At 35.1% G+C, this 10827-nt stretch carries 12 protein-coding genes; 7 read left to right on the forward strand and 5 right to left on the reverse strand.

The features are described 5' to 3' along the window. Nucleotides 1-612 precede the first annotated feature (612 nt). The 3 genes from NAT51_RS10280 to NAT51_RS10290 are packed head-to-tail and all read right to left on the reverse strand — an operon-like array spanning nt 613 to nt 2471. Nucleotides 613-1185: a PhnA domain-containing protein gene (locus NAT51_RS10280; RefSeq protein WP_250598763.1), complete on the reverse strand. Its 573-nt coding sequence runs from the start codon at nt 1183-1185 to the stop codon at nt 613-615. Continuing rightward, nucleotides 1185-1697, reverse strand: a complete 513-nt coding sequence (locus NAT51_RS10285) for a DUF6646 family protein (protein ID WP_250598765.1) — start codon at nt 1695-1697, stop codon at nt 1185-1187. The genes NAT51_RS10280 and NAT51_RS10285 overlap by 1 nt, the downstream gene beginning before the upstream one ends. A gap of 42 nt (nt 1698-1739) precedes the next feature. After that, on the reverse strand, nt 1740-2471 hold the full coding sequence (locus NAT51_RS10290) for a metallophosphoesterase (protein ID WP_250598767.1): 732 nt from the start codon (nt 2469-2471) through the stop codon (nt 1740-1742). 143 nt (nt 2472-2614) lie between these two features. Here NAT51_RS10290 and NAT51_RS10295 point away from each other — a divergent pair, with 143 nt between their 5' ends. The 5 genes from NAT51_RS10295 (at nt 2615) to NAT51_RS10315 (ending at nt 6439) form a co-directional block, all read left to right on the forward strand. Beyond that, entirely contained in the window at nt 2615-2782 is a 168-nt protein-coding gene (locus tag NAT51_RS10295) for a hypothetical protein (RefSeq protein WP_250598768.1), read from the forward strand. Between the two features lie 62 nt (nt 2783-2844). Continuing rightward, complete coding sequence (locus NAT51_RS10300) at nt 2845-3012, forward strand: hypothetical protein (protein WP_250598770.1); 168 nt, start codon at nt 2845-2847, stop codon at nt 3010-3012. A 324-nt stretch (nt 3013-3336) separates the two neighbouring features. Continuing rightward, on the forward strand, nt 3337-5370 hold the full coding sequence (locus NAT51_RS10305) for a tetratricopeptide repeat-containing sensor histidine kinase (protein ID WP_250598772.1): 2034 nt from the start codon (nt 3337-3339) through the stop codon (nt 5368-5370). An 11-nt stretch (nt 5371-5381) separates the two neighbouring features. Continuing rightward, on the forward strand, nt 5382-6035 hold the full coding sequence (locus tag NAT51_RS10310; protein ID WP_250598774.1) for a response regulator: 654 nt from the start codon (nt 5382-5384) through the stop codon (nt 6033-6035). A 92-nt stretch (nt 6036-6127) separates the two neighbouring features. Further along, nucleotides 6128-6439, forward strand: a complete 312-nt coding sequence (locus NAT51_RS10315) for a hypothetical protein (protein WP_250598776.1) — start codon at nt 6128-6130, stop codon at nt 6437-6439. On the opposite strand, the gene NAT51_RS10320 is transcribed toward NAT51_RS10315, so the two are convergent. Together NAT51_RS10320 and NAT51_RS10325 are read right to left on the reverse strand one after the other, a co-directional pair. Then, nucleotides 6427-7584: an ATP-binding protein gene (locus NAT51_RS10320; protein WP_250598778.1), complete on the reverse strand. Its 1158-nt coding sequence runs from the start codon at nt 7582-7584 to the stop codon at nt 6427-6429. The genes NAT51_RS10315 and NAT51_RS10320 overlap by 13 nt on opposite strands. Before the next feature lie 247 nt (nt 7585-7831). Continuing rightward, nucleotides 7832-8704 carry an aldo/keto reductase gene (locus NAT51_RS10325; RefSeq protein ID WP_250599016.1) on the reverse strand — a complete coding sequence of 291 codons (873 nt, stop codon included), beginning with the start codon at nt 8702-8704 and terminating at the stop codon, nt 7832-7834. Nucleotides 8705-8873: 169 nt separating this feature from the next. Between NAT51_RS10325 and NAT51_RS10330 the strand changes: the two genes are divergently transcribed. Together NAT51_RS10330 and NAT51_RS10335 are read left to right on the forward strand one after the other, a co-directional pair. Beyond that, nucleotides 8874-9878 (forward strand): AAA family ATPase, encoded by a 1005-nt coding sequence (locus tag NAT51_RS10330; protein WP_250598780.1) that lies wholly within the window; start codon nt 8874-8876, stop codon nt 9876-9878. 81 nt (nt 9879-9959) lie between these two features. Then, the gene (locus NAT51_RS10335; RefSeq protein ID WP_250598782.1) at nt 9960-10826 is read left to right on the forward strand and encodes a DUF58 domain-containing protein; all 867 of its coding nucleotides are present in this window, start codon (nt 9960-9962) and stop codon (nt 10824-10826) included. The last annotated feature ends 1 nt before the right edge of the window (nt 10827 follow it).

Raw genomic sequence — 10827 nt, forward strand, 5'->3', positions numbered from 1 at the left:
TTTCCTCTGGGCCGAATAAGCTGACAACTCACCTGATTCAATCTCTTTTACAATCTGGATCTTTAGACTTAGCGTATAATCCTTCTGGGTGCGCTTTACATAAGTGTCATGTCTTTCCATGTCGATTCTTTTTTATTGTATCGCTATTTCAGGACGGGACATTTTCAGATAATAAAAAAGCACCGCAGAATTGTGGTGCTTTTTTATTTAATTTAAGGCTCAATTTCTCTTTTTGTCGGATTAACAATACATATCACCGAATTTTCTTTTTGATAAATATGCGATGAGTTTTTTATATATAATTTTGTCTTAAATACCACGCAAGATACCATTGGTCAATCCTTAGATATAATCTTTGGATATTGGTTTTTAATACAAACTTTTTCAGATTTGGATATAATGTCAGACTTGTAAATAGTCGATTAGAAAGACTTGTTTTTTTTACAGTTTTTTAATAATAAACTGGTTATTAATAAGATTGTGTTTTCCTTAATTTGTTGATGCAATGAATACTCATGAAGTAATAGTTGTTTAGATTAATTTGTGTTAATTGGAAAGGGCTGTCTTTTGTAGACAGCCCTTTTTTTTGCTTTATAAATAAACGGTTGTAGTTTATTTTGTTTTCTTTACATATTGTGTAAGGATTACAATGTATTGTCCTTCAACACGTCCTTCTATTTGTCCGGCGTTGTCCCAGACTAATTTGATGTTGTGTACGGCAGCGCCTCTTTTTGCAGTGAAATTTGCACCCTTTACATCTAAATCTTTGATTAAAACAACTGAATCTCCGTCCAGTAGAATATTGCCATTACTGTCTTTATGAACAATTTTTCCTTCGCCATCATCGCCTTCACCTGTTGCTTTTGCCCATTCCAAAGCTTCTTCGTCCAAATACATCATATCCAAAAGATCATTCTTTTTCAAGCGAGTTAGCATACGCCAAGCCACAATCTGAACCGGAAGATTTTCATTCCACATACTGTCAGACAAACAGTGCCAGTGATTGGCATCGGTAGTTTCAGGATTTTCAATCTGGCTTACACAGGTTTTACAGGCTAGAATGGATTGCTCCAGATTTTCAACTGTGTTAGGTGCCACATTAAAAACTTGTAAGTCATGTGGATTTCCACACAATTCACAAACAGAATTACTTCTGTCTTTTAATTTTTTTTCTATTACGCTCATTATAAGTTGAAAACCATGCTTACATTAGCATAGAATTGGTTGTTTAATTTTTCAAAACCTTGTACGTCAGTATCGTATTTAGCAAAAGGAACACCGAATTCGGTTTGTAAACCAAATCCCTGTGAAAAGAAATAACGGGCTCCAATATGTCCGCCAAAATTTTTAAGACCTAAATCAATACCTGGATAAACATCAATTTGTTCCGGTAATGTCATCACTTTTCCTATGTTAGCATTGAATCTCAATTTTGCATCGATACGGTCTTTAAATTTTGGTTTGATGGTTTCATCGGCAACAGTCACTTCTTTAACACCTAATAAATAAGAAGCAGAAAATCCTATTGAAATATTTTCTCCAAGTCCGTAATCAGTACCAACATTTATTCCTGTGCCGCCATCCTGGAAGTTAGCTCCCAAATGCATTTTAGTATCTCCTTTTCCGTTGTAAGCTTCCTGAGCATTTGCTAAACATGCAGAAAGTAACATTATTAATGTAAAAATCTTTTTATTCATCTTTATTAAATTAAATAGGGGGCAAATATAGTAAGAATCGGGTTAATTCCGCCCAATCTCATTAGGATAGAGTGTGTAAACAGGGTCACTTTGCCAAAATTCCTTGGTTTCGATATCCATTATAGTCAGTGGTCCTTTAAATGCGGCTCCGGTGTCTATGTTCCATACGTTAGCTTTATTGACGGGAATGGTCTGGTTAATTTGTGTGACCGGTGTGTGACCGATATAAATTTCTTTATAAAGACTGAGTCTTTTTGGAAAAAATACAGAATCTTTGGGAAGGGTGGGGTCTAATGAAAGTGCTAATTCCCATAATGTTCTGTCCCAATATAGCATACGGGGAAAATGTTCTATTGTTACACCTTTTAAATTGGTGAAACCTGCATGAACAAAAAGGCGGTTTTGTTCATCTATATGGTAATTTCTTAAGTTGAGTAAAAACTTAATATGTTTTTTTTTGTCTTCTTCAGAAATTTTTTGGTAAGCCATCACGGTAGATTCACCTCCATGATTATACCACATGGGATTGTCATGATTGTTTTGTAACCAGTGGAGAACCAGCTCATCATGATTGCCCCGCATAAAAATACAATTGTATTTTTTTTTCAAAGCGATAAGGAAATCCAGCAGTTGGGGAGATTCGCTCCAACCGTCCAGATAATCTCCCAAAAATATTATGGTGTCATTTGACGTTATCATCGCGCGCTCTAAAACTTGTTTCAATGCTTTTAAAGCTCCATGAATGTCGCCAACAACTAAGAACCTGTTAATCATGTAGTTACAATTTAACAAAATATGCGGAAAATCCGTAGCCACGTGTCATAAATCCTTTATAATTTAGGAAATTATAAAAGGGCCACACTTTTATAGAAAATAATAAATCCAAAAATAAATATTAATCGTTAAAATTTTGAATCATGAAAACTTTAGTTTTATCAATCAGCTTTTTTGTATTGACAATTTCACCCTTTACCTGTTCATCTGAAGTAACTGAAATTGTTGACGAGCAACAACAAACAACCACTCAGGATTGTGATCAGGAAAATGTAGAAATCGATCCTATTGTTATGCCTAAAAAACCATAAGGCCGTCAACAATAATACAAATTTAAAAATTATCTAATCAATAACTTCAAAAAATCAAGAACATGAGAACTTTAGTTTTATCAATCAGCTTTTTCGTATTAACAGTTTCCCCTTTTACTTGCTCTTCTGAGATGTCTAAAATGGCAGATGAACAACAAACCACAACAACTCAGCAAGATCCGGAGGGACTGGTAGAAATTGATCCTATCGTGATGCCAAAAAAACCTTAAGGTATCGGCTATATATAAGTTAACCGGATTCAGAAATTGCAAGAATTCCAGTTACATCAATACGTTTTTTCACAGTTGAAGATGTCTTCTTTTACCTGTAACCATGATATTTCAGAGGTTATGGATAATCCCAGTCAAAAATCACAACCGAGATTTTGATTGAGCAATGAAGATATAAATAGACCCGATTATTATGCCTATAAAGCCTTAATTTTTACTAAATTTCGAGGTTTAAAAGAAAAAACCTACAATTAAAGCTTAAAATTATACCATATTTTTTTTTAATGTAGTAGATTTGATATACTTTTATATCATCTCTGCAAATTGAAAAAGGTATTTTATAGTATACTATTACTTTTTATTTTCTCCTCATGTCATGAGGAGAAAAGCAATACAGGCTCTGTTTCCAGCGAAGAAATAGAATCATTGCTCATAAAAGCCAATGATTTTGAAGTAGCGAATAAAGAAAGAGTAGCCATTTCAAACCACATATTGCAGCTTCTCCAGAATCAACCCAATGATTCACTGAACCGTGCCCGTTATTTTAAATTGGCCGGAAGATATTTCAATGCCGAAGATTATGTGAAATATTTATATGTATGCCGTGAACTGTATAAAATGTCAAATCAGGCCGGTGATACATTGTATATTGCAAGGAGTTTAAACTACATCGGGGATTATCATTATAACCGGTTTAAAAACGATAGTGCTTATTACTACTATATTAAAACCGAAAAAGCGTATTCACATCTTAAAGGTAATCCTGAAGTACTAAGAGTAAAATTCTGGAAAGCAAATATCTTACTGCATGAGAAAGACTTTACCGGTGCAGAAACTGCTATTGTAAGTATTCTGAAAGAAGCAAAAATTGGTGATGATGCCAGATTGGTTTACGATTGCTATATCACACTTGGTAATGCACTTGAAGGATTGAACAACTTGGATGAATCCTTAATCTACTATCAGAAAGCTTATGAGTCATCACTTGAACTTAAAAAAGACCCGCAACATCTTTTGTTAAAAGCCCAAGCTTATAATTTTATCGGAAGATTATACCTTAAAAAAGAGGAGTATGAAAACGCTATCTTCTATTTTAAGAGTGCTTTGCAGTTTGCTAATTTTAAGAACTCCGATCCGGTGGTGTATTCTAACCTGATTAACAATTGGGCTTATGCAAAACTGGAATTAAAAGACGAATCGTCAATTGGAATGTTCAATGAAGCGGTTCAAATTAGGGAAAAACTCAATAATATACCCGGAATTGTTTCCAGTCAGATTAATTTGTCCAAATATTACCTCTTTAAGAGAGATACGATACGCGCTTTGTATTACGGACTTTCTGCTAAAAAGATGGCCAACGAAAACAAAATCTTCGAAGATGAACTTTCAGCGTTAAAACTTTTGGCCAAAATAGAACCGCATAAGAATGCCAAATATGTGTCACGATATATCAAACTTTCCGACAGCTTACAGGATGTTGAGCGTTCGACACGTAATAAATTCGCCAGAATTGAATTTGAAACGGATGAAATCCTGAGCCAGAAGAATAATATTGAGGCCGAAAAAAAGAAAATTTCCATTCAACTGTGGGTGATTGTTGCGCTTAGCGTTGGATTACTTTTGTTAATCATCATGGCTTATATCACCAAAGCACAGCACTCTAAAAACAAAGCATTGCAATTTGAACGGGAACAACAAAAGGCCAACGAAGAGATTTACCGTCTTATGTTAAACCAGCAGAGTGTAATCGATGAAGCACGGCAAAATGAAAAAAGAAGGATATCACAGGAGCTTCATGACGGAATTATGAGTAAATTGACCAGTACAAGGCTTAATTTGTTTATACTCGGTAAAAAAAATGATGAAGAAACTATCAAAAAATGTTTAAATTATATTGCTCAAATACAAGATATTGAAAAAGAGATCCGGAGTATTTCACATGATTTAGGAAAAGAGAATTTTCTTGAAAATGACAGTTTTAAAGCAATTGTTGAATCTTTAGTTGAAAGTCAGCGGGTTTTTTCCGATATTGACTATGTAATTGAAATCAGCAGCGAAATTGACTGGAAGGATATTGAAAGTTCAATCAAAATCAATTTGTACCGTATTTTCCAGGAATCACTGCAAAATATTTACAAGTATTCCAAAGCTAAAAATGTACTGATCGAAATTATTAAAACTGATAAAGGTTTATCTGCCATCATAAAAGATGACGGTCGTGGTTTTGACACAAGAAAAGTGCGGGAAGGTATAGGTTTGAAAAATATGCAGTCGCGGATTAAAAGTTTGAACGGTGAATTAAAAATAATGTCAGGGATTAATAAAGGGACAACAATCCAGATATTGATTCCGATTTAAAAAGATTAAAAATGAAATTGAAAATTCTGATTGTTGAAGACCATCCCTCAATGATTGAAGGTTATAAGATTATTTTGTCTTACAATACCAAAGATTATGAAATTGAGGCTACTTCTGCTTTTAATTGTAAGGCGGCTTATGATATAATCACTGATACAAATGAATTTGATGTAATCTTGTTGGATTACAGTTTGCCGGCTTATCCAGAAAAGGGAATTAATTCAGGGAAGGATTTGGCTGTATTAACGCGTAAACACAAACCAGATTCGAGGATAATCGTATTGACTTCGCATTCGGAGGCTTTGATTTTATATGATTTGATTGTTACGGTTGAACCCGAAGGTATTTTGGTTAAAAGTGATTTTTCTGCTGAAGAATTACTGAAGGCTTTCGAACTTATTGTTGAAGGAGGAACTTATCACAGTACCACAGTTACACAAAACGTGAGTGAATTATTATCCAAGAAAATCTATTTGGACAGTTACAACCGTAAAATTATTTCATTGCTTGCAGAAGGGATTAAGACCAAAAATATCCCAAATTATATGAATTTATCGATAAGTGCCGTTGAAAAAAGGAAGGTGCAAATCAAGGATTACCTAGGAATTGATAAAGGTGGTGATGAGGAAATTATACGCAAAGCCAAGGAAGCAGGTTTGATATAGCCAAAAACAATTTTTAACAAAATTGGAGGTAAAACCGTAAATAAATTTGAAGGAATTTTCGCAATTTTATCGTCTTGTTCCACTAAGGTTTTATGATTGCACAAAATTTAAATACAAGTAAAAATAACAGATTCTCGTTATTGATGTCAACTCTATTGGTTGCGCTTTTTATCGTCATTTCGTTAAATATTGTATTTATTTTGTTCTTCACACTTAAAAACATGAACCAACCTCTTTTTGATATTTTGACCCTGACTTTTAAAGAGGGTTATCTGCTTATCAATGATGAAAAAGTAGGCTTTTCGGTATTTGCTAATTTGTTGATTCTTTTTGTACTCTGGATCGTTATGATTTATAGTACTTTGAGAGCTATTAACAGGAATTTCAGCACTTACTTTTTGTAAATCAGATTCTCACTGTCGTATTTCATTTTTCGTAAGACCCTTAACGCTTCCTTAAAACTTACATAAATTGTAGGATAAGGTTTGAGTAATAATTTAGCGTCAATCAGTCTTTGTTTTGCATTTTCAAAACCGTTTAGATAGCAAAGCATGAATGTATAAGGGAGATTTTCCAAGTCTTTTTCTTCCCTTTCGGTTAAAGTAATTTTCTTTTCCATTTTTTCCAGAAGTGACTTGTTGGAATTGTAGATATGATGAAGCATTTTTTTGTTGTATTCAGGTGGTTCAAACAGCATTTCGGTTTCCATTTTGTAATAACCGTTGTCGAAGAAAGTAATGGTCATTTTTTCCAAAGGATAATAACTCGTTTTGTCATTCAGCCCCAGTGGAATGTATTCGGTTATTACAAAAGTACTGTCGGTATAACTAATCGTCACTTCATCCTGAGCCGAATAAAAGAGTTTGATCTGCTCATTAATTAATTCAATATCAACTCTTGAGAAATAAGTTATATCCCTTATTTTTTTCTTGTTTCCTGCCCAACAAACCACAAATAATTCTTTGAATACTTTGTGTTTGGTGTCCATGTCTTTATGTCTCACATTCATGAAATCCAAAACACCGTCCAATGTATAAGCGATGCTGTTGCGGGAGTTGTTCTCAATACTGATAACGGTCTCTATATTTTGTTTGTTATATGGAACTTTATCTTCCGTTGGGATTGTGTTGCTGCCAACTCTTATGAAAGTAGTGTTTGCGGTTATAGTGTGAATCCCTTTTTTAAAGTAAGATGTTTTATGATTGGGTTTTATGGTGACCAAACCTACAACCCGGTCTTTTGGCAAATTCGGGAATGGGATGTTTTCATATTGGATTTTGGGAGGGTTTTCCAAAAAAGCATTGACCAGATTCTGTATGCGGCTGTCGTCAAAAAAATCATCCCCGACAATTTCATTACTTTCATCTTCAACACCTACGACGATGTACGAATTATTGTTAGGATTCGAGTTTGACAGTGCGCAAATGTGTTTAAGGAATTTTCCTTTTCCTTCCCTTGTGTGCAAATTCAACTGCCTTTTTTTGTCATAAAAGCTATTCTCATCATTGTGAGCCAATAAGTTCTTGATAAGAAGACGCTTGTTAATCATTTCGGCTAAAATATATACTAAAATACATCTTTTACCGTTAAGTCAATAAGTGTAAGGTAAAAAACACATGTTATGTCTTTCTTCAGAAGGTTATAACAGTGGTATTACATGAAATATTTTGATTTCCAACACGTAAACTTGTAATGATTATTGAAAAATCAATTCTGCAAAGTTTATAAGGACAACCTTGATTTTAGTTAGTTCTAACACCGGCCTTTTCTCTCATTCGGGGCCGGTGTTTTTTATTTTAAGGAACTTTTGTTCCCATGCTCTCAGTCCAAATTTTAAACCAGTCTTCAAGATCCAGCTTTAAAGTCAGTGCCTGTGTTGCATTTTTAATACGTTGCGGACTTGTAGTGCCTATTACGGGTAAAATTCCGGAAGGATGTTGAACAATCCAGGCTAACAGAATAGTGTCGGTGGCTACTTGATACTTACTGCTAAGATTATTCAAAAGAACATTCAAACGTTCGGTTTGATCATTTTTCTCCCTGAAAATAGTTCCTAACGGATTCCAGCACATCGGAGTAATTCCGTTTAATTGCATAAAATCGAGACTGCCGTCAGTCATCGGTTCATGATGTGTGGCTGAAAATTGGATTTGGTTAAAATCTACAGCAATTTCTCTTTGGATTAATTGGGTTTGTGATGGTGTGAAATTGGATAATCCGAAGCTTCTTATTTTGCCTTGATGTTTGAGTTTGTCAATCGCTTCGGCAATTTCTTCAGTATGCATTAACGGACTTGGCCTGTGAAGTAATACAACATCTAAATAATCAGTTTGAAGGTTTTTTAGTGAATTTTCCACACTCCAAATAATATATTCAGCTGAATAATCGTAATGCTTAATGTTGTAATCTCTTTTCTCGGAAAGGTATTTGATGCCACATTTTGAAATCAGTTGGATGGTATTGCGTTCAATCCCGCTTTGCCCAAAGGCTCTTCCGAAATCTTCTTCGGTTGTATGTCCTCCGTAAATGTCGGCATGGTCAAAAGTGGTTATCTGTTCGTTAAGACATGTTTCCATCATCGATACCATTCCTTTTGAGTCCAGGTTTTTGCCCCAGCTTCCCCATGTCATGGTGCCGGCTATAATTCGGGATAATTTCGGTTTCAAGATAAATTGGATTAGTAGTTCTTAAAATTTGTCAAATATATTGCTAAACAAAGCTTAAAAATAGGCTATTCATTTAATATTTAACTCATTATTAACAGCATCAATGTAATTTAATTTTCAATTTGCACAGTATTAATTGAAATGTTAATTTCACGACCTTAAAAAAATGACAATGGAAGAAAATACAAGGACTTTAGATATTAGAGCCATAAATGAAAAAATAGAACGCGAAAGTGCTTTTATTGATTTGCTTACCATGGAAATGAATAAAGTAATTGTGGGGCAAAAACACATGATTGAACGATTGCTGATTGGGCTTTTGGGTCAAGGGCATATTTTGCTTGAAGGAGTTCCTGGATTGGCAAAAACTTTGGCAATCAATACGCTGTCACAAGCTGTCCATGGTAGTTTCAGCCGAATTCAGTTTACTCCTGATTTACTTCCAGCCGATGTGGTCGGTACTATGATTTATAACATAAAGCAAAATGAGTTCTCGATTAAAAAGGGACCTATTTTTGCTAATTTCGTTTTAGCCGATGAGATTAACCGTGCTCCTGCAAAAGTGCAATCTGCTTTGTTGGAAGCGATGCAGGAAAAGCAGGTAACTATTGGTGATTCGACTTTTAAATTAGAAAAACCTTTCCTGGTACTGGCAACACAAAACCCGGTAGAGCAAGAAGGAACATATCCGTTACCGGAAGCACAGGTTGACCGTTTTATGCTGAAAACGGTTATCGATTATCCAAAAATGGAAGATGAGCGTCAGGTAATCCGCCAAAACCTTAACGGTGGTTTCGAAAAAGTAAATCCTGTGGTTTCAATCGAACAAATTTTGCGTGCTCAGGAAGCTGTCCGCGAAGTGTATATGGATGAGAAGATTGAAAAATATATACTGGATATCATTTTTGCTACACGTTTCCCCGAAAAATACAAACTGGAATCATTAAAACCGCTTATCAGTTTCGGTGCTTCACCTCGTGGGAGTATCAATCTTGCAATGGCTGCTAAATGTTACGCTTTTATCAAACGCCGTGGCTATGTAATCCCGGAAGATGTCCGCGCTGTGGTACATGATGTATTGAGACACCGTATCGGTATCACATATGAAGCTGAAGCAGAAAATATTACTTCGGTTGAAATCATCAATAAAATTGTAAACGAAATCGAAGTGCCGTAGAAAAGTGACTAGTAAACAGTGACCAGTAACTAGCCTAGTCTTCTTACTAATCACTCTTTACTCTTTACTAATTACTAAGAGATGGATACCAAAGAATTACTTAAGAAAGTCCGCAAAATAGAAATCAAAACCAGAAGATTGAGCGATCATATCTTTTCGGGCGAATACCACACGTCTTTTAAAGGACGTGGTATGACGTTTTCAGAAGTGCGTCAGTACCAATACGGGGATGATGTGCGTGCGATCGACTGGAACGTGACGGCGCGTTATAATGAACCGTATGTGAAAGTTTTTGAGGAAGAACGTGAGTTAACCATGATGTTGATGGTGGATATTTCAGGTTCGGAGAGTTTTGGTACCAAAAACCAACTGAAAAGTGAAATCGTTACTGAAATTGCAGCTACTTTGGCTTTTTCGGCAACACAGAATAACGATAAAATCGGGCTGATTTTGTTTTCGGACCAAATTGAACTTTATATTCCTCCGAAAAAAGGAAAACCGCATGTGTTGCGCATCATCCGGGAATTGATCGAATTTTCACCAAAAAGCAATAAAACAGATATTTCACAGGCGTTACAGTTTTTATCGGCAACCCAGAAGAAAAAAGCAATCGTGTTTATGATTTCCGATTTCATAGCGGATGACGATTATGAAAAGACACTGAAAATTGCCAGTAAAAAACATGATATAACAGGAGTGAGGGTTTATGATATCCGTGAAGAAAAAATGATCAATGTCGGACTGGTAGCCATGCAGGATGCCGAAACAGGTCAGGTGCAATGGGTAAATACCGGATCAGCCACTGTACGCATGCAATACGAAAAGTATTATACTGATAAAGTTACCTATTTCAGGGAAATATTCTCAAAATGTGGTTCAGGCACTGTAAATACCAGAGTTGATGAAAGTTATGTTACCAAATTACTGGGGTATTTTAAATCAAGATAAG

The organism is Flavobacterium amniphilum, assembly GCF_023634845.1.
In the GTDB taxonomy this organism is placed as follows: domain Bacteria; phylum Bacteroidota; class Bacteroidia; order Flavobacteriales; family Flavobacteriaceae; genus Flavobacterium; species Flavobacterium amniphilum.